Source organism: Chryseobacterium sp. SN22, assembly GCF_008329705.1.
In the GTDB taxonomy this organism is placed as follows: Bacteria; Bacteroidota; Bacteroidia; order Flavobacteriales; family Weeksellaceae; genus Chryseobacterium.
Window position 1 is genome coordinate 196,321 of the sequence record NZ_VTSX01000002.1, and the last position, 23,783, is coordinate 220,103.

Annotated in this window: 19 protein-coding genes; 9 read left to right on the plus strand and 10 right to left on the minus strand. The window is 41.5% G+C overall.

Going from position 1 to position 23,783, the window contains the following annotated elements; all coding sequences use genetic code 11:
• The first annotated feature begins 149 nt into the window (after window positions 1-149).
• Window positions 150-2,048, plus strand: a complete 1,899-nt coding sequence (locus FY557_RS02030; protein WP_149245617.1) for an ABC-F family ATP-binding cassette domain-containing protein — start codon at window positions 150-152, stop codon at window positions 2,046-2,048.
• Window positions 2,049-2,207: 159 nt separating this feature from the next.
• Here the strand turns inward: FY557_RS02030 and FY557_RS02035 are convergent, their stop codons facing one another.
• Entirely contained in the window at window positions 2,208-3,263 is a 1,056-nt protein-coding gene (locus FY557_RS02035; protein ID WP_149245618.1) for a Gfo/Idh/MocA family oxidoreductase, read from the minus strand.
• A 165-nt stretch (window positions 3,264-3,428) separates the two neighbouring features.
• On the opposite strand from FY557_RS02035, the gene FY557_RS02040 reads away from it, so the two are divergent.
• The 3 genes from FY557_RS02040 (at window position 3,429) to FY557_RS02050 (ending at window position 7,060) form a co-directional block, all read left to right on the plus strand.
• A complete protein-coding gene (locus FY557_RS02040) occupies window positions 3,429-5,714 on the plus strand; it encodes a TonB-dependent siderophore receptor (RefSeq protein ID WP_149245619.1) in 2,286 nt (761 codons plus the stop codon).
• Window positions 5,715-5,801: 87 nt separating this feature from the next.
• Window positions 5,802-6,317: a hypothetical protein gene (locus FY557_RS02045; protein ID WP_149245620.1), complete on the plus strand. Its 516-nt coding sequence runs from the start codon at window positions 5,802-5,804 to the stop codon at window positions 6,315-6,317.
• A 152-nt stretch (window positions 6,318-6,469) separates the two neighbouring features.
• Window positions 6,470-7,060, plus strand: coding sequence for a porin family protein (locus FY557_RS02050; protein ID WP_149245621.1), 591 nt, complete (start codon window positions 6,470-6,472; stop codon window positions 7,058-7,060).
• 113 nt (window positions 7,061-7,173) lie between these two features.
• Here the strand turns inward: FY557_RS02050 and FY557_RS02055 are convergent, their stop codons facing one another.
• Window positions 7,174-7,809 carry a peroxiredoxin gene (locus tag FY557_RS02055; RefSeq protein ID WP_149245622.1) on the minus strand — a complete coding sequence of 212 codons (636 nt, stop codon included), beginning with the start codon at window positions 7,807-7,809 and terminating at the stop codon, window positions 7,174-7,176.
• 98 nt (window positions 7,810-7,907) lie between these two features.
• On the opposite strand from FY557_RS02055, the gene FY557_RS02060 reads away from it, so the two are divergent.
• Window positions 7,908-8,795, plus strand: coding sequence for a mechanosensitive ion channel family protein (locus FY557_RS02060; RefSeq protein ID WP_149245623.1), 888 nt, complete (start codon window positions 7,908-7,910; stop codon window positions 8,793-8,795).
• Window positions 8,796-8,989: 194 nt separating this feature from the next.
• Here the strand turns inward: FY557_RS02060 and FY557_RS02065 are convergent, their stop codons facing one another.
• The 3 genes from FY557_RS02065 to sucC all read right to left on the minus strand — a co-directional run bounded on the left by FY557_RS02065 (window position 8,990) and on the right by sucC (window position 13,162).
• Window positions 8,990-11,194, minus strand: a complete 2,205-nt coding sequence (locus FY557_RS02065) for a reprolysin-like metallopeptidase (RefSeq protein WP_149245624.1) — start codon at window positions 11,192-11,194, stop codon at window positions 8,990-8,992.
• Between the two features lie 20 nt (window positions 11,195-11,214).
• Complete coding sequence (locus tag FY557_RS02070) at window positions 11,215-11,493, minus strand: hypothetical protein (RefSeq protein WP_149245625.1); 279 nt, start codon at window positions 11,491-11,493, stop codon at window positions 11,215-11,217.
• A 478-nt stretch (window positions 11,494-11,971) separates the two neighbouring features.
• On the minus strand, window positions 11,972-13,162 hold the full coding sequence (gene sucC, locus FY557_RS02075) for an ADP-forming succinate--CoA ligase subunit beta (protein WP_149245626.1): 1,191 nt from the start codon (window positions 13,160-13,162) through the stop codon (window positions 11,972-11,974).
• Window positions 13,163-13,404: 242 nt separating this feature from the next.
• Here sucC and FY557_RS02080 point away from each other — a divergent pair, with 242 nt between their 5' ends.
• The 4 genes from FY557_RS02080 to FY557_RS02095 are packed head-to-tail and all read left to right on the plus strand — an operon-like array spanning window position 13,405 to window position 18,479.
• Complete coding sequence (locus FY557_RS02080; protein WP_149245627.1) at window positions 13,405-14,076, plus strand: TetR/AcrR family transcriptional regulator; 672 nt, start codon at window positions 13,405-13,407, stop codon at window positions 14,074-14,076.
• Between the two features lie 8 nt (window positions 14,077-14,084).
• Window positions 14,085-15,749: a peptidase domain-containing ABC transporter gene (locus FY557_RS02085; RefSeq protein WP_149245628.1), complete on the plus strand. Its 1,665-nt coding sequence runs from the start codon at window positions 14,085-14,087 to the stop codon at window positions 15,747-15,749.
• 11 nt (window positions 15,750-15,760) lie between these two features.
• Window positions 15,761-17,074 (plus strand): HlyD family secretion protein, encoded by a 1,314-nt coding sequence (locus FY557_RS02090; RefSeq protein ID WP_149245629.1) that lies wholly within the window; start codon window positions 15,761-15,763, stop codon window positions 17,072-17,074.
• Window positions 17,058-18,479 (plus strand): TolC family protein, encoded by a 1,422-nt coding sequence (locus FY557_RS02095; protein ID WP_149245630.1) that lies wholly within the window; start codon window positions 17,058-17,060, stop codon window positions 18,477-18,479. Before FY557_RS02090 ends, FY557_RS02095 begins: the two co-directional genes overlap by 17 nt.
• Before the next feature lie 115 nt (window positions 18,480-18,594).
• Here the strand turns inward: FY557_RS02095 and FY557_RS02100 are convergent, their stop codons facing one another.
• From FY557_RS02100 to FY557_RS02120, 5 genes are all read right to left on the minus strand, one after another.
• The gene (locus tag FY557_RS02100) at window positions 18,595-19,872 is read right to left on the minus strand and encodes a chloride channel protein (RefSeq protein WP_149245631.1); all 1,278 of its coding nucleotides are present in this window, start codon (window positions 19,870-19,872) and stop codon (window positions 18,595-18,597) included.
• A gap of 248 nt (window positions 19,873-20,120) precedes the next feature.
• Window positions 20,121-20,507, minus strand: a complete 387-nt coding sequence (locus tag FY557_RS02105; RefSeq protein WP_149245632.1) for a DUF423 domain-containing protein — start codon at window positions 20,505-20,507, stop codon at window positions 20,121-20,123.
• Window position 20,508: 1 nt separating this feature from the next.
• Entirely contained in the window at window positions 20,509-21,654 is a 1,146-nt protein-coding gene (locus FY557_RS02110; protein ID WP_228451671.1) for a DUF4163 domain-containing protein, read from the minus strand.
• On the minus strand, window positions 21,655-22,329 hold the full coding sequence (locus FY557_RS02115) for a hypothetical protein (protein WP_149245633.1): 675 nt from the start codon (window positions 22,327-22,329) through the stop codon (window positions 21,655-21,657).
• Between the two features lie 2 nt (window positions 22,330-22,331).
• Entirely contained in the window at window positions 22,332-23,660 is a 1,329-nt protein-coding gene (locus FY557_RS02120; RefSeq protein ID WP_149245634.1) for a hydroxymethylglutaryl-CoA reductase, degradative, read from the minus strand.
• Window positions 23,661-23,783: the final 123 nt, after the last annotated feature.

Sequence of the window (23,783 nt, forward strand, 5' to 3'; positions counted from 1 at the left end):
AGCCATGCATTGAAATATCTGCTATTCATTTATTAATCATTCGTCCATTATTAGAAATTAATCCGTTGCAATGATAACCGCCGTTTTCTTATTACATTTTCGTACTTTTGCGGCTCAGTTGAAGTTATAAACCAAACCATCAGTTTCCCATGAATTACGTTTCCGTTGAAAACCTTACCAAATCTTACGGCATCAAAGTTTTGTTTGAAAATATTACCTGCCACATCAATGAAGGTGATAAAATTGCTATTGTTGCCAAAAACGGAAGCGGGAAATCCACCCTGCTGAAAATCCTGATGGGTAAAGAGATTGCTGACAGCGGAACGGTAAACATCAGCAAAGACATCCAGGTTGTGCTGTTTGATCAGGAAATCGATTTTGATCCGAATCTTACCATCGATGAGTTTATGATGACCCTGGATTCGGCGCCGATCACAGCCCTGAAGAATTACCATCAATCCCTTCATTCCACCGATAACGATTTTATTGAAAAAGCATTGCTGGATATGGAAGCCCATAAAGCCTGGGACCTGGAAAACGAAATGAAGCAGATTCTTTCCCAGCTTAAAATTACGGATCTGGAAGCAAAAATGGGGACTCTTTCGGGTGGGCAGATCAAAAGGGTTGCTCTGGCCAAGCTGCTTACGGAAACCCGGGCAGAACACCGCCATACCCTGCTGATTATGGATGAGCCAACCAACCACCTTGATGTGGAAATGGTGGAATGGCTGGAAAATTATTTAAGCAAAGCCAAAATCACCCTGCTGCTGGTTACCCACGACCGGTATTTCCTCGACAGTGTCTGCGATACGATCTGGGAAATGGAAGACGGGAATCTTTATACACACAACGGGTCTTATGCCACCTATCTGGAAAATAAAATGATCCGTGAGGACAACCTCAATGCAACCATTGATAAGGCCAACAACCTCTACCGGAAGGAGCTGGAATGGATTCGCAGACAGCCGAAAGCCAGGACTACAAAATCCAAATCGAGAATCGATGCTTTCTACGATACGGAAAAAGTAGCCAAAACCGATACCCGGAAACAAGGCCTGGAGCTGGATTTTGAAATGAAAAGGCTGGGAAGTAAAATCCTTGAGCTTCACCATATCGATAAAAGTTTCGGAAGCAAGGTTTTGCTGAAAGATTTCAGTTACCAGTTTCAGCGCGGCGAAAAAGTGGGAATTGTCGGGAAAAACGGAGCCGGAAAATCTACGCTGCTAAACATCATCCAGGGACTGGAGAAAGCCGACAAAGGAGAAATCGAAACCGGCGAAACGATTCATTTCGGTTATTTTTCGCAAAAAGGACTTACCTATAAAGAAGATGAAAGAGTCATTGATTTTATTAAAGAGGTTGCAGAATATTATCCCTTGGCCAATGGAAAAAGCCTTTCGGCTTCGCAGTTTCTAAGACTGTTCTTATTTGACGATCAGACACAATACTCTCCTATTTCCAAACTTTCCGGAGGAGAAAAAAGAAGGCTCCATCTCATGTATATTCTTTATCAGAATCCGAACTTTCTGATTTTTGATGAGCCTACGAACGATCTGGACCTTCCCACTTTAACGGTGCTGGAAAATTTCCTGCAGCAGTTCCAGGGTTCACTGATCATTGTTTCCCACGACCGTTATTTTATGGACAGGATTGTAGATCATATCCTGGCTTTTGAGGGCGAAGGAAAGATCCGTGATTTTACCGGCAATTTCTCGGAATACCGAGAGGCAAAAAGCAAGGAAGACGCTTTGGAAAAATCGGCAGCATCAAAACCGGAACCTGTAAAAGAAACGGTTCAGGCTTCAAACACATCCAATACCTCCAAAAAGAAAAGGCTTTCTTTCAAGGAACAGCGGGAACTGGAAACCATCGAAAAAGAAATCCCCGAACTGGAAGAACAGCGGGCAAAAATCCTGGACCAGTTAAATAATGAAAGCGATTACGAAAAAATTTCAAAGCTTTCCGCCGACCTGGAAAATATTTCCGGCAAACTGGAAGACTACGAAATGCGCTGGCTGGAACTTCAGGAAATGCTGGGAGAAGCCTAAGGGGTTGGAGAGTTAGAGGGTTGGAGCCTTGGAGCCTTGGAGAATAAAATATGCATCCTGAATTTTATATTCGGAAAAGCTCATACTCTGTTCCTCCTCAAACTCTATTACCCTCAAACTCTTAAACACTATCCCCCTCTTAGTCTCAACTCCTGCCTTTTACAAATAAACCACTCTCTCATTCGCAGTGCTTTCCAGTGCAGCATCAATGATCTTCATATTCCGGATGATCTCTTCTGCCGGTGAAGGCAAAGCATATCCGAAAACGATAAATTCGTAGATCTGCTGGTAATAATTCATATAATTGCCGGCTTCGCTGGAAGTAAATATTATTTCGGTCTCTTTATTTTCGTTTAAAAAATTCAGGATTCCGTCTGCTTCTTTTAGAGGCTGCATCCAGTTCTCACCATATGCCGGAGTCGCTCCGGCTACCAGTTCGTTTTCCTGATTATCGGATCTTTCCTGTAAAAAACTGCCTTTTTCTCCATGGATCGCATATGCGTAATGCGCCTCTTTTGTAAAAACTGAAGATTTTAACCTTATCCTTAAATCATTCTGATAAAATAAAATAATTTCAAAATAATCGTTGGCAAATTCTTTTCCTTTCATAGAAAACACATCCGCAAAAAGCTTTTCAGGATATCCGAAATACTGTACCGCCTGATCTACCAGATGGGCTCCCAGATCATGGAGCGAACCGGAACCTGCAGCTTCGGGATTTTCCTTATGAGCTTTTCCGCTCGGGTCAGTACGGAATCTGTCAAAACGGATTTCGGCCTCTTTAATGCTGCCAAGTTTTCCTTCACTCATCATTTTCTGGACCTGCAGATAATCACGGTCGAATCTCCGGTTCTGGTATACGCTTAAGAACAGCCCTTTGTCCTCTGCCAGCTGCACCAATTGCTCGGCTTCTGCTACATTTACAGTAAAAGGCTTTTCTACCACTACGTTTTTTCCTGCTTCCAAAGCTTTTTTTACATATTCGAAATGGGTCTGTACCGGCGTGTTCACAATTACCAATTCAATCTCCGAATTCTCCAGCATTTCTTCTACCGAACGGTAAATAATGGCTTCAGGATACTTTTCTTTAGAGTCTTCCCTGCTTCTCTCCACGATAGCCGATAAAGAAAATCCCGGATGCTCTTTCAGGAACGGGGCATGGAAAACTTTTCCGCTCATTCCGAAGGCACAGAGCCCAACTTTTACTAATTGCATATTATTGTTTTTAACAAATATATTTATAAAATTTTTTATTCCCCTGAAATTTACATCCGGCTGGCTGACACCAACTGATAAAAATCATTATTTTTATTTTGAACAAATCTAAATAAAGTATACATTTGCGGCTTATTTAAAACTCTTCTAAATAATAAACTCAACATGAAACAGCAGCTGGTAACTTTAGGATTATTATTCACAGCCGTATCCTTAAGTGCACAAATGAGAAATACCGAAGCGGATACCGTACGAATTCAGACGATCGAAGACGTCAACCTTCACAAAACGGGAAACCCGAATAAAGCAAGACCCATGTCGACCAAGTCCAATCTTACGATGATGGAAACGCCTCAGCCGATCGCGATCGTAACGCACGAGATCATCGAGCAGCAGCAGGCCAAGCAGCTGAGTGACGTTCTGCAGAACGTAAACGGTATTTATGTAACGTCTTCCAGGGGAAATTCCCAAGACAGTTTCGGCGGACGCGGTTTCATTTTGGGAAATGATAATATTTTCAAGAACGGTTCAAGAATTAACAGCGGTGTATTTCCTGAAGTAACGGGGCTGGAAAGGGTTGAGGTTTTAAAAGGGGCAAATGCCATGCTTTATGGAAATACGGCAGCCGGCGGTGTCATCAATATGATCACTAAGAAACCGAAGTTCAATTTCGGGGGAAGCGTAGGAATGAATGCCGGAAGCTGGAATTCTTACAAGCCGGTGGTTGATCTTTACGGTCCGTTATCAAAAAATATAGCATTTAGGGTAAATGGAACGTATGAATATGCAGAGAGTTTCAGAGATGTGGTGCAATCGGAAAAATACTATTTCAATCCTTCCTTTTTATTTAATTTAAGCGACCGGTCACAATTGATCGTTGAAGCCGATTATCTAAAAAATAATTTCACTCCCGATTTCGGGATCGGTTCCATCACCGAAAAAGATCAGAGCTACCGTCTGAATGATACGGTTGCCCGGAATGTTTTCTTCGGAACAAACTGGCAGTATCAGAATGTGGAACAGGCTTCCACCAACGTAACTTTCAATCACCAGTTTGATGAGAAATGGTCATTGAATGCAACGGCTTCCTATCAGAATTACACCAAAGATTATTTTTCTACCGAAAGGGTGCAGTGGGGATATGAGAAATCAACCGACAGGCTTTCCTGGAAAAGACCTTTAAACAGAACCTATAACGAACAGAACTATGCGTCAGCGCAGGTAAATCTTAACGGTGAATTCAATACGGGAAAGATCAGCCACAAAGTGCTGTTCGGAGCGGATGCAGATTACGGAGTGGCAGATTCCTATTCTTATTATAACCCGACCAACCGGCTTCCTTATGGAAATAATTATCTGTACGGAACCAACGGTAACAGCAACGGCCTGCTTTACCTCGATAACCCTGCATCATGGGCCAGCGGCGATGTTCCAAATGCTGAAAAGCTTGAAAAGAACAGAATCAATACCCGGAGAATCGGAGTATATGCCCAGGATTTCATCAGCCTTACCAAAGAATTTAAAGTGATCGCAGGATTACGCTGGTCCTATATTGAAAACATGCCGACCATCAATACAAAATTCAAGACCAGCACAAACGGTTTGGTTAACCTGAATTCCACGATGGGTAAAGGATTGGTCAATAATTCATCATCATCCGATCAGGCCATTTCTCCAAAAGCAGGACTTGTCTATATGCCAAACGATAATTTTTCAGCATTTGCTACTTATACCAATTCATTCGTCGCGAATGTCGGGAAACTGAGAGACGGGGAAGCTTTAACGCCTACCAATATCGATCAGTATGAAATCGGTGCTAAAAAGAACATCTGGAACAATGCTTTGGCCATCAATCTGACGGTATACCAGATCTTATACAGAAATTATTATCAGGCAGCCCTGGATGATAAAGGCAACCCTGTAGATCCGACAGGTCTTACCAAAGATTTTGCAGGAAAAATGAGAAGCCGGGGCGTTGAGTTGGATATTACGGGAAATCCTAATGAAAGCATATCGATTATCGGAGGGTTTTCTTACAACAATTCCGTATATCTGGATACACCGGATATGTTCGGATATGTTGAAAATCAAAGAATTGTCAGAACTCCTGCTACTACTGCCAATGCATCGGTATTCTATAAGTTCACCCGATTGGTTCCTGGATTGAAAATCGGAGCCGGAGTGTATTACATCGGTGACAGACTGGCCGGATGGAACGATACGAAAACAGGATCGAACAGCCTTCAGCAGAGAAACGGCATCAGCAGAATCTTCGAGCTCAAAGATTATACGACCGTTTCTTTATCGGCAGGATATGAGTGGAAAAAATTCATGATCCAGGCAAGAGTCGGAAACCTTTTCGATGTGATTAACTACAATGTCCACGAGAACTATTCCGTAAATCCGATTACTCCGAGAAATTACTATTTTACCCTGACATATAAACTCTAAAACAGAATAAGAATAATTTCTTCAATCAGAGTGGGAATTGCATTTTTGCAGTTTCCACTTTTGAAATTTCAAAACAAACAATTAGATATGGATAAGATTAAAGATACAAGAAGCTTCATGAGGGTTACCCACCGTTATCTGGGGTATTTCCTGGCCGGGATTATGGCCGTGTATGCAGTAAGCGGGGTTTTACTGGTGTACCGGGACACGGATTTCCTGAAAAAAGAAAAGAAATACGATAAAGTGATCGAAAAAAACCTGGATGAAAAGGCGCTAGGTAAAGAATTAAAAATCAAGAACCTGGAAGTAGAGAAAACAGAAGGCGGTGTTTTAAAATTCAAGCAGGGAACCTATGACCAGGCAACCGGACACGCAAAATATTCCAAAAAAGAGCTGCCGTTCATTCTGGATAAGATGACCAGGCTTCACAAATCACAGTCGAAGGAGACGCTTTCACCGCTCAATACGTTTTTCGGGATTTCATTATTCTTCTTTGTGATTTCCAGTTTCTGGATGTTCAACCCCAAAACAAAAGCGTTCAAGAGGGGAATGATTTTTACGGTGGCCGGACTGGCTGTTGCCATTATTCTGCTGCTTGTCTGAATGCCCATCGCCAGACAGAATGTATTATGTGATGTGGTATCCTCTAAATTGATTTTAATTATGTTCAATTCACTACATAAGGATGAGTATGGCACATTTATTGTTTTTCTGAAAGCACAATAATAAGCATTTAAATATTAAAATAATAAATTATGAAAAAGTTAATTTTATCAGGAATATTAGCAGTTGCTGGTTTAGCTACTACTGCGAATGCACAGATCCAAAGAGGAAACTGGATGGTAGGAAGCAGCCTTTTGACCAGTAATTTCGGATTAAACACAGGAGGTGGTTATAATATTGCTATTCAACCTAAAGCGGCTTATTTTATTGAAGATAATGTAGCTGTCGGTGGTTATGTAAATCTAGGAGTAAGCAAAGTAACCAACGGAAGCCCTACAAGATTTGATTATGCAGTAGGAGGTTTAGGACGTTATTATCTGTCTCCGGGAGAAAAAGGAGTGGATAACTTATTAAACCACGGTCGTTGGTTCTTCGAAGGAAATTTAGGGGTTGGAGGATCTTCTGTTGAAAACGGAATTTCTACCAGCGGTCTTGATTTCGGTGTTGGTCCTGGATATTCTTACTTCATTACACCGAACATCGGAGTAGAAGGATTGGTAAAATACCAGGGGCAGGCAGGATTCGGAAGCGAAGGTCTTAACTCAAATATCACATTCAACGTTGGTTTCAGCATCTTCATCCCAACTTCAAAAGGGAGAGACGTTGTAAACGATGTAAAATAAAAAGAAGCAATCACTTCACACTCACATATACTTAACAATGAAATCGTCCCGGGAAGAAATTTCCGGGACGATTTTCGTACAAATTAAAACTAAACTATAAAAAATCAAATAAATCATGTATTGGGTTGGGGCGTATATCTCAGATACGGCTTTATTTCAGTCACTCCCTTCGGAAAGATTTTTCTTGCTTCTTCCGTAGATACCGAAGGTGGAACGATGACATCATCACCATCCTGCCAGTTTACCGGCGTAGCAATTTTATAAGAGTCAACCAATTGCAGGGAATCCAGAACCCTTATAATTTCATTAAAATTTCTGCCTGTTGAAGCAGGATAAGTAATAATCAGCCTCGCTTTCTTTTCAGGATCGATAATTAGCAGAGAACGGACCGTTGCCGTTGCTGAAGCATTCGGATGAATAAAATCATAAAGTTCAGAAATTTTCCTGTCCTTATCCGCGATAATCGGGAACTGTACATCCGTTTCCTGGGTTTCATTAATATCTTTGATCCAGTTCTGATGATCTTCTACTCCATCTACGCTTAAGGCAATAACTTTCGTATCCCTTTTATCGAATTCCTCTTTTAATCTGGAAGTGTAACCCAGCTCTGTGGTGCAGACCGGAGTGTAATCTGCTGGATGTGAAAATAAAATTCCCCACGAATTTCCCAGATAATCATAAAAATTAAGATTTCCAGCAGAAGTTTCTGCCTGAAAATCCGGTGCGGTATCTCCTAGTTTAATTGACATAATATTTTGCTCTTGTTAGTCTACAAATTTAGTAGAGTTTTTCAAACTGGCAAAATTTTTGTTGAAAAATTGTATCTTTAATTAAAATATTTTTTGAAATGGAGAAAGGCACTCTTGGGTATATTGATGTAGTATACCGGGTTTTGGAAAACTGGTATTTGAAATTTGCGGAGCTTACACCCAAACTTGTGGTCGGTATCGTGGTATTTTCTTTATTTCTTATTACCAGTAAATATCTGAGTAAGGCTGCCGTAAAGCTTTTCCATAAATTTTTTCCAAAGAGTAAAAGAGAAAGTTCTCTGGTTACCACAATCAGTATTTTCCGATTCCTGATCATGATCATGGGGACCTTTATTGCGCTTGAGATCATGGGATTCAGCGGATTTCTCTGGAAGTTTATCGGAAGTTTGGGGGTAGCCGGGGTTATTGCCGGGGTTGCGCTGAAGGATCTTGTTTCCAGTATATTTTCAGGAATGCTGATCGGAATCGACAAAGCCTTTAAAATCGGGGATTACATCAGTATCGGAAATAATTCAGGAACCGTTATGGAAATTGGCTTTCTGACTACGAAAATCATCAGTGACGACGGGAAGAAAGTCTACATACCGAATCAGGTGATTTTCAATGCTCCTTTTTCCAACATCAGTGCATCGCCACAAAGGAAAATCATTCTTAATTTTGAAATTCCGGCAGACCAGGATATCAACAAAGCCCGAGTAATTGCTTCTGAAATTCTTCAGGAACTTACTGACATTGACCGTCCGGAAGCATCCGAAGTTATTTTTACCGATCTTAAACAGGGTATTTTTACATTACAGGTTAAATTCTGGATGACGGTCGGAGCGAATATGGGTATTCTGAAAAGCAAAGCATTCCTTAAGATCAAAGAAAAGCTGGACCAAAGCGGTATTCAATTAGTAACCCCTACGAGCATCAGCATTACCGCCGGAGATCCGGGAAGTCTTACCGGAAATTCCGATAAATAAAAAGAGTTAAAAAGCTCGGAGAGGGAGGCTCGATGCCGGAAGTTTCCCAGCCGGAATCACAGCTGACAGTTTTAACATCATTGGTATTCTCTGTTCTACCAATAACGGATTATATTCAAAATTGGTAATCATCTTAATAATTTCACATAAAAAAGCAGCCGGATCCGGCTGCTTTCATTTTATATATGCTGGATTTATTTTGTAATGATTAATTTTTCAGTGATTTTCTCTCCGTTTTCCAGGATAACCGTAATCAGGTAATTTCCATTAACCAGATCATTCACCCTTACTTTGGTTTCCCCTTTGAAACTTCCTCCTCTTACGAGTCTGCCGGCAGTATCAAACAATTGATAATCTGCTTTCTGTGAAGTATTTTTCAGCAGGATTGTAACGACATCATGAGAAGGATTCGGATACAGCGAAAAACTCTTTACCGAAGTTTCCAAAGTCGACAATGCATTCTGTGTAATGGAAAAGGCCGATGTGTTAAGGGCATAGTAAATATTATTCACCGCTTTTATCATAATCCTTGCCGAAGCAACATTCTCGTTCGGCAGCGTTACATTGGCTGATCCGTTGTTGGGAACACTGGCCGCCAATACCGTATTGAAAGTCTGTCCGCCGTCTTTGGATAAAATAATGCTGACGTTCTGTGTATTGATGGATCCCGTATTCGTTCCTGCGACGTTCCAAGTTACCGGAATGCTGGTGTTTCCGGTGTAATTGGTTCCTGATGTTCCCTGTGAAGTCACGGTGAACGGCCCTTCACCGATTACCGTTACCACCATCGCATCTCTTGCGGCCTGATTTCCGCTGGCTTTGTTGTCATTAACAAGCAACGAAAAATTAAGGGTTCGGGCTACACTTGGTGTTACTTCCCATTTTGGAACAAGGTTGTTTGCAACCACAGCGCTCAGCACGGGAAAATACCTCGAAGGTGAAGTTATCGGAATCCTTGATCGGTACACCGGGCCTACCGTAGCATTAGATACCGGAGGCTGGGTATTGTTGGTATTGTCATATTGTTCCCATAGATAGGTCAGCGGATCTCCGTCAGGATCGGTCCCTGTTGCCGTGAGCACAAAGGCTGTCCCGTTTGGAATAATGTAATCTGCGCCTGCATCCGCAATCGGAACGCTGTTGCCGTTAGAGGTCTTAACAGAACAATCGGTGGACCTCCTTATAACGTTATACATCTCCGTAATGCTGGCTGCATGGAAATAGGCATCGCTGTTATTCTGGACATTATTATTAAGCCCGCAGATTCCTGCATACGCCATAATGGTGCTTCCGCTACCCGGCTCGTAAGCCGTGCTGTTGTTGAAATTTCCTGCACACGAGCTTGTTGCCGCCCTGAATGTATGGTTGGCACCAAATTGGTGCCCGATTTCATGCGCCACATAATCAATATCAAAAGGGTCGCCTACCGGAGCTCCGGATCCCGTTACCCCTCTTGCCTTATTATTAGCTACACAAACTACCCCCAGACCGGCAAGACCGCCGCTGTTGGTCCCGAATACATGCCCGATGTCATAGTTCGCAGATCCTATAATGTTATTTGTATTGGTTTGGTTTTCACTGATCATGGCACTGGGGTTACCGTTCGTAAAAGGATCAGTAGAAGCATTCGTGTATATAAGCTGGCTGTTATTGGCCACCATGACCATTGTTGTAGAGATTGTTTTTTCATAAATCCCGTTTACCCTGTTCATGGTAGTCACCATGGCCGCCATAGCCTGCGAAACGGTTCCGCCATGAAACGTAGTATATTCTCCGGTAGCCGACAGGGCAAGTCTATATGTTCTGAACTGTCCGTCCGAAACCAGCGGTGCTTTATCTGTTAAACCGTTGTTTTTTAGCTGGTCCAGCTCACTTTCCACATGGCATTCAAACAGGCGGTCGTTTTTCGGCAAATCTTTTCTTTTGTAAATAATAAATGAGGAAAGATCTTTGGTGTAACTGTCCAGATAGCTCACTTCCCAGTTATCGAAATACATGACGCTGATTCCCGTAGAAGGTGTCACACTGAAACGGATGGTATTTTCAGGATGGCCTTTCTGCCATCCGGTGTAAGCCCGCATATCCGGAAATTCTGCCTGCAGTTTAGGCTCCATCACAGAAGCTTCCTGCACGATATAATCCCTGATATTTCCGTCGGCATCGGGAAATTTGATGACTAAATTTTCATCAGCGGAAAAACGCTGGGGCGCTTTTTTAAGATCGCCTTTCATTTTTTCAAGATCCAGGTGATATAGAGTAAAGGTATTCGGATTGGTCCATCGCGGGCTTAGGTCTTCCCTGCTCACTTTGATTTCCTGTATTTTGGTCCAGTAATTCTGCTGGCCAAAACCCTGCATAGCTATCAGCAGGCACGAGAGAATAAATGTTTTGGTTTTCATGTGATTTGATGTATATATTGTTATTTAACAGTGACTTTTTTAAAGGTGACCCTGCCCGTCAATTTCAGCAGAATATTTGGTGACAAACGGCTTTCCGGCCTGAAATCCGGATTTTCAAAGGCTTTTACTTTTATGTAGAGTATATCTTTATCCAGTATAATCGATTCCACAGAAACGTCATTGGTGTTTTTTAATACCGGCTTTATAATAACATAGGTTGCATTTTCCACCATGGCAGGAATGGGTGAAAATCTTTTTCCCTGGGTATGCTGATGAATAATTCTGAATACCTCATCCATTTTTTCCTGAGAATCGACAACAAGAAAATCTTTTGAGGTTAAAGAGAAAAGATAATGGTTTTTGTCTTCAAAAGAAATCTGTTTCCTTCGGACGCCGGATTATTGCCGGCAATCCGGGATTGACAATTCAGAAATAAAAAGGGAAAAAAGTACAGATATAATCTCATTTAATGTGCTTTATTGTAAATATAATCATTTTACAATGGATAAATTATAGTTAACAAGAAAACTAAACGCATAAATTACTTACCCGCTGTCTTTTTTACAGAAATACGGTCCTGTACATCAGTTTTAGCAGCAAAATCTTTTTATGGCAAAGGCAGCGATTTCCATTGTTTTTTACATAGAGTTTCAGTTACTCAAAGGTTCTCCGTCCGATAATACGCGTTGAATTCTTCCACTGCTTTGATATTTAATTAAAAATAAAAAAACCGTTTCAAGAAATGAAACGGTTTAGGTATATCTGAAAGTTTCAGGCTTATGCCAGAACTTCTTTTACTTTGTTGGCAGCTTCTTCCAAAGTAATCGCTGAATGTACAGGAAGCCCTGATTCATCGATTAATTTTTTAGCTTCAACCGCGTTGGTTCCCTGAAGTCTTACGATCAACGGAACCGGAAGGCTACCCATTGCTTTGTAAGCATCTACAACCCCTTGTGCTACTCTGTCGCATCTTACGATACCACCGAAGATATTGATCAGGATTGCTTTTACGTTCGGATCTCTTAAAATGATTCCAAAAGCCGTCTGTACTCTTTGTGCATCGGCAGCTCCGCCCACATCAAGGAAGTTAGCTGGGTTACCTCCTGATAATTTGATGATGTCCATTGTTGCCATTGCAAGACCTGCTCCGTTTACCATACAAGCAACGTTACCATCAAGTTTCACGAAGTTAAGACCTGCTTCACCTGCTTCTACGTCCATCGGATCTTCTTCTCTCGTATCTCTAAGTTCAGCTAAATCTTTGTGACGGAACAATGAGTTGTCGTCCAGAGTTACTTTAGCATCTACGGCGATAATTTTGTTATCGGAGGTCTTCAGTACCGGGTTGATCTCGAAAAGAGAAGCATCGATTCCTGTGTAAGCGTTATATAAAGATGTAATGAATTTCGTAAATTCTTTGAAAGCATTTCCTTCAAGACCCAGGTTGAAAGCAATTTTTCTTGCCTGGAATCCCTGAAGTCCTAAAGTAGGATCGATGATTTCCTTGTGGATCAGGTGTGGCGTTACTTCTGCAACGTGCTCGATATCCATCCCTCCTTCGGTAGAATATACTACGGTGTTTTTATTTTCAGCTCTGTCCAGCAGGATAGAAACATAAAATTCTTTCGTTTCAGTTTCTCCCGGGTAATATACATCCTCTGCAACCAAAACAGAATTTACTTTTTTACCTTCAGCAGAAGTCTGCGGCGTGATCAGCTGCATTCCGATGATGTTCTGAGCGTTTTCTTTAAGTTTATCCATATTCGGAGAAAACTTTACACCGCCTCCTTTACCACGGCCACCTGCATGGATCTGAGCTTTTACAACCCATCCCTGAGCGCCTGTTTCAGCCGTTAGTTTTTCAGCAGCCGCTACAGCCTCGTCTACGTTGTTTGCAACGAAACCGCGTTGGATAGCTACTCCGTACTTTGATAAAATCTCTTTTGATTGATACTCGTGAAGATTCATATTATTTTTATTATTTTATTTTAATAGTTAAAGGTTGACAAATTTAATAAAAATGAATAAGGCGGGAAAGAATTTTATCTATCTTTTAATAGTCTCTGTATAAACATCTGTTATCATTCTTTACCAATAATAACAATACGATATTTTAAGCGGAACCTAAATGATAGTATTACTATCTTTTATTATAATCAATATATTCCCGGTATACATTTTGCTATTGCAAAGTACAGCTATTTATACACATGGAATATCAGGTAAAATTTAAGGTCAATGATTATTTGTATCTGCGGGACCCGGAATCGAGCGAAATTGGAAAATCTATTGTTAAAAACTCCATCGATCTGATTCACGAAACCGGCTTTGAACAGTTTACGTTTAAGAAGCTTTCCCAAAAGATCCATTCTACGGAAGCTACGGTCTACCGGTACTTTTCGTCCAAACATAAATTGCTGACCTACATCCTGAACTGGTATTGGTCTTACATCGAATTTAATGCAAAATTAAGGCTTATGGAAATTAAAGACCCTATGCAAAAAATGGAAAAAATCCTGGAGATCATTACCCATAATGATCAGACGGATAATACGATCGGAGATTACAATCTGGCAAGACTGCACGCCATCGTGATCTCAGAAAGCAGCAAATCGTATCATGTGAAAGAAGTAGATGAGATCAACAAGGAAATGGTGTTTAACCCTTTGAAAAGCCTGTGCGGATTTATTTCAGGGATCATTTCTGAAGTGAAACCCGGATTTCCTTATCCGCGTTCTTTTGCAAGCACGTTACTGGAAACCGCACATGACCAGCAGTTTTTCAGCGAGCATCTTCCCAAGCTTACGGATAACGGCGCAAAAAACAGACATCAGCAGTACGTCCTGGATTACCTCAGGCATATTACATTTAATCTCTTATAATTTTTTATATGGAAGCAACACCTAAGGAACAGGGGTACAAACTTTTTAAATATATTACCAAGGAAAAAAAGGATGTTACCAATATTTATTTTTACGCCATCCTCAATGGCCTTGTGCAGTTAAGCGTACCGCTAGGGATACAGTCTATCGTAAGTTTCGTAATGGGGGCTACCATGGCTACGTCCATCTACATCCTGATTATTTTTGTCGTCCTGGGGACCTGGCTGGTAGGATATTTCCGGTTGAAGGTCATGCAGATTATTGAGAAAATCCAGCAGAAGATCTTTGTGGAATTCTCTATCGCCTTTGCAGAAAAGCTGCCAAAAGTTAATCTGTCCGGTACCCGGAAATATTACCTTCCGGAATTGGTCAACCGTTTTTTCGATACGCAGAACCTTCAGAAGGGAATCTCAAAGATCCTGCTCGAAATTCCGGCAGCCATTATACAGATCGTTTTCGGTATTGTCCTTCTTTCTTTTTATCATCCTTGGTTCCTGTCGTTCGGGGCACTGGTCATTCTTTGCGTGGTGATTATTTTTAATTTCACATTGGAAAGCGGTATTAAATCCAGCATTGAAGAAAGCGACAAAAAATATGAAACCGCCTCATGGATTGAGGATATTGCCGCATCGGTAAAAACTTTTAAAATAAATTCCGAAAGCGAAACCCATCTGAAAGGGGCCGACGAACGTGTGGTCGGATATCTGAATCATCGGACTTCCCACTTCCGGGTATTGGTCATCCAGTACAAAACCATTATTGCTTTTAAAGTCATCATTACCCTGGCAATGCTTGTGATCGGAACTTATCTCCTCGTCAACCAAAAGCTTAACATCGGTGCATTCATTGCAACAGAGATCGTTGTTTTAAGCATTATGTCGGCAGTTGAAAAACTGATTGTCAGCTTAGAAAGCTATTACGACGTTATTGCTTCCCTGGCAAAACTGACCAAAGTAACGGAACTGGAAGAAGAAAAAAACGGCGAGATTGTCCCGGCTCAGAAAGAAGAAGGCATGGAGATCGAGTTTAAGAATGTAGATTTCAATTTCAACACCCACATCCATATCCTCCAGGATATTAATTTCACCATCAGGGAAAATACGCTTACCGTTATTACCGGTGAACTGGGATCCGGCAAGTCCCTCCTGCTGAATATGATGGCCGGATTTTATCCTCCGACGGCAGGAAGCATCCTCATCAATAAAATTCCGCTGAAAAATATTGATAAGGATAAACTCAGAATGGAAATGGGAGTTTATCTGGAAGACATGAGGATTATTCAGGGGACGGTTCAGGACAATATTCTTTTGGGCAACGAAAACGTAAATACCGAAGACGTGCTGGCACTTTCGGGGAAAATTGGGGCAGAAAATATTTCAAGCCTGTTTACCAACGGGTTCTTTACCGAAATAAGCGAGACGGATCCCGAGATTTCATTCAGCTCCAAGAAAAAAATTCTGTTACTGCGGGCCCTGACCGGTAATAAGAAGCTGTTGCTCCTTGAAGATCCTATTGACGGAATGAATGACACCTTTAAGTATAAAATGCTGCAGTATCTGGAGGAAATCAAGCATAAAACGACGATCGTTGTCGTTTCCCAGAATTCCGAAATCCTGCATTATGCAGACCAGCACATTCATGTAGAGAACGGAAGTATTAAATATTTATCTTAAAAAATACAGGTATGAAAATTCAGTCATTCGATAAAATATACAACATCCATAAAAAGTCACGGGTAAAAAGATGGTTCTTTTTTATCCTTATGGCGGCGGTTATCGTTCTGTTTCTTCCCTGGACGCAGAACATCAAGGTTATGGGGAATGTGACCTCGCTATACCAGGAGCAGCGCCCGCAGCAGCTGAACTCCCCTATCCCCGGAAAGATCATCAAATGGTATGTAAAGAACGGGGATTATATAAAAAAGGGAGATACGATCCTGCAGCTTTCCGAAGTAAAAGACGATTATTTCGATCCGCTCTTGGTACAAAGGACCCAGCAGCAGGTGGAAGCCAAAAAAGGCGTGCGCGATTATTACGAAGCGAAGGTGGGAACTACCAACAATCAGCTTCAGGCTCTTACAACGGCGAAAGATCTTAAACTGAATCAGCTTCAGATTAAAATCAGCCAGCTGAGAAACAAGCTTACCGGGGAAGAAGCCGAGCTGGCAGCAGCGATCAACGAACTGAAACTTTCCGAAGACCAGTACGCCCGTCAGAAAAAAATGTATGATGAAGGGTTGGTCTCCCTCACCCAGTTTCAGCAGCGCAGTATTTCTTATCAGAATGCCATAGCCAAAAAAACCTCAACCGAAAATAAAGTCGCCCAGACCCGGCAGGAAATCATGAATACCGGGATTGAGCAAAATGCCGTGATCCAGGATTACACTGAGAAACTCAGCAAAACTCAAGGAGAAAGGTTTCAGAGCATGGGGCAGATCGAAGGCAGTGAAGGAGATATTGCCAAACTTGAAAACCAGGTAGCTAATTATAAATTCCGGCAGGGGTTATATTATATTGTAGCTTCCCAGGACGGACAGATTGTTCAGCTGAATAAAGCCGGAATCGGGGAAATTCTGAAAGAAACCGAAAGCATCGGAACCATCGTACCTAAAACTACGGATTATGCCGTAGAGATTTACATCAAACCGGTGGATCTTCCACTTATCAAAGAAGGCCAGCGGGTGATGTGTATTTTCGACGGTTTCCCGGCAATTGTATTCTCCGGATGGCCGGATTCGAGCTACGGGATCTTTGCCGGGAAAGTGATTGCCGTGGAAAGCAACATCAGTGCAAACGGGCTTTTCAAAGCATTGGTGGTTGAGGATAAAACCGAAAAAAGATGGCCGCCTAAAATTAAAATGGGCACCGGGGTTCAGGGGATTGCTATCCTGAATGACGTGCCGGTATGGTATGAGCTGTGGAGGAACATCAATGGGTTCCCGCCGGATTATTACGAAGTAAAAACTGAAAAATCCGCTCAGAATGAAAAGAAGAAGTAAACTTATATGGCTTTTTGCTTTGCTGTTCTTCCAGCTATTTTCAGCGCAGGATTCGCTTAAAATTTCTGCAAAGGAATTTATTTCCGTTGTAAAGGCCTATCATCCTTTAGCCGTAAAATATCAGCTTCAGAATAAAATTGCCGCTTCAGAGATTACACGGGCACGGGGAAATTTTGATCCGGTACTCAGCGGGAAGCTCGGCGAAAAAGACATTGACGGTGTACAGTATTACCGACAGAAGAACCTGGAATTGGGTATTCCGACTTGGTACGGAATCGATATTACGGGAAGCTACAATGACCTTGAAGGTGAAAAGCTCAACAACAGCGATACCAAGGGCGGACTGTATCAGTTCGGGGTAACGGTTCCGTTAGCCAAAAATCTTTTGTATGACAAAAGAAGAGCCATGCTCGAACAGGCTCGGTATGCCCTTAAAATGACCGAAGCGGAACAGGCCGTTCTTACCAACGACCTGCTTCTTGAAGCCGAAAACACCTACTGGGAATGGGTGAAAAATTTTGAGCTTTACCAGCTTCAGCGTAAGGCCGTAGCCATTAATAAAAACAGGCTTGAACTTACCAAAAAGACCTACCAATTCGGAGAAAGGCCTGCTATAGACACGGTAGAGGCGGCTTCACAGCTGCAAAGCTTCCAGCTTCAGGAAAGGGATGCCTTTCTTAATTTTGTAAAAAGCACCCAGGAGCTTCAGCTGTTCTTATGGAAAGACAATCAGGAACTTTATGATCTCACCGCCATGATTTACCCTGCCGACTCCACCGGCAGCAGCGAGGCTTTCAGCGATTTTGAAATGCTGGTTCAGAATGTAGAGGCCCAAAACCTCGATCAGCATTTTTCACTGCTGTATTATTTTCAGAAAGAAAATATCCTGGAAAGTGAACGGAGGCTTAAATGGCAGAATTTCCTTCCAAAACTGGATTTTACCTATAATCTTTTCAATAAGGAAAATTACCGGGCCGATTATCTCCCGCTGTTCGACAATAATTTCCAGTACGGGCTGAAACTGGAAATTCCCATTTTTCAAAGGGAAGCCCGAGCCAATTATGAGATTGCCAAGCTTAAGCTGGCACAGAATTCCCTGGATACCCAGGTTAAAAGACGGGAGCTTAAAACCAAAATACAGACTTATAAAAATGAAATTTTAAACTACCATTCGCAGATCGATATCTCCCGGGAAAACCTTACGAATTACCAGCGGCTGCTCCAGGCAGAAGATATCCGTTATAGCAACGGAGAAAGTTCTTTGTTCCTGATCAATTCCAGGGAAAATAAACTGATCGACGCCCAAGAAAAATTTATTCTGCTGAACAATAAATTCCTGAAAAGCTTCAATAAGCTGAAATGGATGCGGGAGAATTTCCTTTACAATAACGCAAACCCGAGGTAGAAATCAGGTAATAAGCCGGAAGAGAGATGCTGGAGGCTGGAAGTTTTTTTGTGAAAAATTACGGTCAAATTTACATTATAAAAAAGTTTAGGAAAAACCTGAACTTTTTTATGTTTTATTCTTCTGATAACTGATGAGCCTGCGAACCGATAAACGGAATTTTCGGAGCGAGGAAATAGCCGGTTAAACTCGCAAAAAGAATTGGCACGAAATAGGTGAACCCCGTTAAGGTCCCGAGAATAATCGTTGTGCTCATCGGCGTCCTGGTAACACAGGCATTGATGGCGGCCATACAGCTTACAATGGCCAGCGTCGTATCTACCGTTGGAAACAGCTGATGGATAATCAGCCCTAAGGTTGTTCCTACAAAGAACAGCGGAATGATGAAACCGCCTCTCCATCCTGAAGTTACCGTAACAGCTATCGCAATAATTTTAAAGATCAGGACAATAATCAGAAAATTCAGCGCATAATCCCCGTTGATCAGCTGGTTGATTTCATTGTGTCCGAAATACCGGGTAATGGGAAAGTAAAAAGCAATAATGCCCAAAACAATGCCGCCTGTTAAGGTTTTGATGTAAATCGGGAACTTTCTGTATTCAAAAATTTTCTTGAAAAATTTAACCACAAAAATAAAGATCCATCCGAATAAAGTTCCTGTGATGCCGAATAAGGAAGCATATAAGAAATCATACACGCCGGTATAGTGGTAGGCTTTCAGATCCCACGTGGCACCGATTCCCAGATGGATAATCAGTGCAAACATCAGGTAACTGAAACAGCTTGCTACCAACGCCGGGATAATGGCTTTGTAATATTCCACTGCGTGCTTGTGGTGCAGGATTTCCAGCGAGAAAAGGCTTCCTCCGAGCGGTGCACCGAATAATGCGGTAAATCCGGAAGCCATTCCGGCAATGCTCAGAGAACGCAGCTCCTCCCCTTTCAACCTGAAAATTTTCCCCAGCCAGGTTCCTGTAGAGCCGGTGACCTGTACCAAAGGCGCTTCCGGCCCCAGACTTCCGCCGGATGCCACGCAGAAAAGCGACGACAAGATCATGGAAGGGTTATTTTTTGGCTCCAGCTTTCCTTTATTGAACCGGATATTGTTAACGATCAGGTGAATCTCTCCCGGATCTCCGATAAAATGGATGACCAGCCCGGCCAGCAGTCCGCTGATCGCCATGACGGGAATCACCATCCATCCCTGGAACTCCGCTAAAAATTCAGTAAAGTGCTCGAGAACAATCCAGTAACCACCGGCAATGATTCCGCCAACAAGCCCTGTGACGGCCCACATAAAAAAAGTACGGCTGAATACGAACGGGTTAAACCGGATTGGCTGATCCAGCAAATTTAAAGTTCTGATAATCCGCCGTCTTCTGTTGATCTTCATTTTAATTTAATTTTTAAAATTACAGTCATCATTTGTTTCTAATGGGTACCTCATTATAAAAGTTACAAAAACTTTTACATATGAAAACATGAGATTTAGCCTCCTGCTTTGTGTATATTTTAGAGCACAGAAGAAGAAAATCAAAGATTTCATAGATTGTACAATTGCTCCGGTGGCTGAGCGGAGCCGAAGCCACACTATCATCCGTGAAAATCGGTGCGAAATTAATCTACCCGCTCCAATGCTAACTAAATTCTGTTTTTGGCAAAGTAAAAGATCAGCATCAGCCAGCTTACGATCATCAGCAATCCTCCAAGCGGAGTAACCGGTCCTAAAAACTTCAGGTTCATTCCCAGGTAATCCTGCATGCTCAGGGCATAGATGCTGAATGAAAACAGCATGGTTCCTGCAATCATCAGGATGGAAATCCATTTTTGGGAAGAGGTATCAAATTTTAAAATGTAGCCGACAATCAGTAAGAAAAAGGCAGCATACATCTGATATCTCACACCCGTTTCAAAGCTTTCCAGCCTTTCTACCGATAACATTTTCTTTAAAGCGTGCGCGCCGAATGCACCCAGAATTACGGAAAGCATTCCGTAAGCGGCACCAAAAATCAAGGTAATTGTTTTCATATTATAATTCTTCTAATTCCAGTTTTAAATTTTTTCCTGTCTTCTCATCCTGCCAGGTTCCTGTAATCTTATTCCCATGAAGATCTGCTTCTATCAGAGCAGTCACTATCCATTGCCCGGCTTCTTTGCTGTATTCACCGCTTTCTACAAGTGAAATATGACTGCCTTTTATTTTCCCGTGCCATTCAATCAGTTGTTTGTTTTTATCATACCAGTATTTTGCTGAAAAAGAACCATCTGTATTGATATTCCCTATGACAACGGTCACCGGATATTTTCCGTCAATTTTTCCGTGATACATTTTATTGCTGAAGCCCGTCTGATTTACCTGCTGAGCACCGGACAATAAATTTTCTGCATAAGGGCTCCAGTATTTTTCCAGTTCTTTATAGCTAAAATCAACTTCATGGGTATCCAGGTCGTCCAGTGCTCTCATGGCATGATTGGAACATCGTTCGGCAATGAATTTTATTTTATCCTTTGTAAAATAGTATTGAATGCTTCCCAAGGTATAATCCGTAAAACATTCCTCATACATGGCAATCTGATCCTGCATCTCTCCGGAAGCGTTTTTCTGCGATTTTAAATCCGTGAGAAAATCATCAATTTCCTTCCGCACCTTCTTGCGGATGATCCCTTCGATGGTTTTAACAGCATTTGGCTGGAAAAGATCTTTGGCATTGATCAGGTTTCCGGTCCGGAGATCAAAATTTTTCCACGTTTTGAAGTCTTCGGGATAAGCTCCTGAAGCTTCACCGTTCAAAACAATACTTAAAATATTTTCAGGCGCCGGCAACTTCTCCCAGCTGTAAAAATACACATAGTTGGAATAAGAAGTTTTACCTGAAGATACCAGTGCAGACGGTTCTCCCTCCGCGCCAGGAATGTATTCCAGCTGATTCACCTGCAGATAAGTATTGATCTTGTCCGCAATTTTTGAATCATGCGGGTAAGATACTACCGGAAAAACAAAATTTTCTGTTTTCGGCAGCAGATCGGTAATCGTTATATTGTTCTGCTGGCCGAAGCTCAGTCCGGAAATCAGTAAAAACAATAGAATTTTCTTTAAAGCATGCGAGCCGAATGCCTCCGAAATTACGGACAGTATCCCGTAATTAGCACTGAAGATTAAAATAATGGCTTTCATTTAATCAAAATTAATTGCTATTGGTAATCGATATGATTTTAGCATATAATATCCGTTAGATTCGCTGGGCGTGAGCTTTTTGCCTAAAGAATATACTGTGATTATTGCGACATAATTGAATTCTTCATTAGAACCTGTAGCAGTAATATTTTTTAATGATCCATCTGAATCTACAATTATACGAAGATCCGTTTCTACCGTTTTGTTAAGATCAAAATAGTCACTACGGAAGTTGTTAATAAAAGCTTTTCTTAATTCGTCGGTTTCCTTATTGGGCATCCGGCCAAAATCAGGAATTTCTTTATACGGCTCTTTTGAAATTGTACCTGAAGAATCAGATATTTTTTTCTTTCCTATAAGAGGATTTTCAGTTTCAATTTTTTTAATAAGAATTTTAAGCTCTTTAATTTTTTGCGCTTGCAATTTTTCCGCTTCCGGTAAGTAAAAATCGTAATCCTTTTGGTATTCTTTATTTAAAGCTTGTTTCTCTTTATCAGTAGTCGCTTTTAAAAATTTTGGCTCATATTTATTTTTGAGTTTATCATTAATAACAGTAATTTCCCTCATGTAATTTTCATAAATTCTATTAAGACTTTCTGTTATAGCCTTTTTACTCATTTGAGCATTTAAATTAATACTAAAAATGACAATTAAAACAATTAAATATTTTTTCATAATTACTTATTCCTCAATCTATTAAACTCATGGATCACCTCATGATGGCTCACCGTTTTATCTTTGAAATAGGTTACAAAATGCTGTTTTTCCTCTTCAGTAGCACCCATTTGGTTTAAGATATTCAGCAAATGCATTTTCATGTGTCCTTTCTGGATTCCGGTGGTGACCAGAGAACGCAATGCCCCGAAATTCTGGGCCAGCCCCGAAACGGCCAGAATGCTCATCAGCTCCTGCGCAGAAGGTTTTCCTAAAAGGGCGAGCGAGAATTTAACCAAGGGATGAAGATTCGTTAAGCCTCCCACAACCCCCACGGAAATCGGAAGGTCGATCCAGAATCTGAAAATCCCGTTATCGGTGGTACAGTGGGTTAAAGAAGAATATTTCCCGTTTCTGGCAGCATAAGCATGTGCACAGGCTTCGGTAGCCCTGAAGTCGTTCCCGGTAGCGATCACCACGGCATCCACTCCGTTCATGATTCCCTTGTTGTGGGTCGTTGCACGGAAAGGCTCTATTTCAGCAATGGTCACCGCCTGCTTGAATTTCCGGGCAAATTCTTCATTGGAAATTCCGCTGTCGTCTTTAAGATCCTCAATTTTACAGGAAACCTCAGCCCTTACCAGGCAATCCGGTGTAAAGTTGGAAAGAATATTCATCACGATCTGTAAAGAATGCTTTTCCTCCTGGCTGAAATCTTCACTTACGGCCACTTCCTGCTTTAGGGTTTTACCAAATTGTTCCAGACATGAATTGATAAAGTTGGCCCCCATGGAATCCACCGTATCGAAACTTGCTTTCAACTGGTAATAATTTGGCATTTCAGCTGTTTTATCGACCAGTTTAATATCTAAAATTCCGCCGCCGCGTTTTCTCATATTGGCGGTAATGTCTTCCGTGGCTTCAAGTAATTTTTTCTTTAGATTAAAATTAAAGAAATGAAGCAGTTTATGGGATTCAACATTGAAAATAAAATGGGTATGCCCCAGCTTTTCATTGTTGATGATGGTGGTTTTGAAACCGCCTTTATCCAGCCAGAATTTAGCTGCCTTTGAAGCCGCAGCCACCACCGAACTTTCTTCTACCGCCATCGGAAGGGCAAATAATTTCCCGTCGATCAGGAAATTCGGAGCAATACCGTACGGCATGTAGAAATTGGAAATCGTATTTTCGGAAAACTCGTCGTGGAGCTTCTGCAGATCGGGGTTATCATTCCAATACTGCTGTAATATATTCTGGTATTCTTCTTTTCCTTCAAGATATTCGTTAACAAGCCAATCGATTTTTCCTTCTTTTGTTAATTTGGAAAAACCTTCAACGGGTGTATGGTTCATAAGTGATGTGTTTATTTCTCTGTATCAGTGGTTAAATCAGATCCTGCTGATTTGTGTATTATTTGATGAGCGTAAATATACTAATTTTGTCACTTTAAACTGTTGATAACATCAATGAAAAAA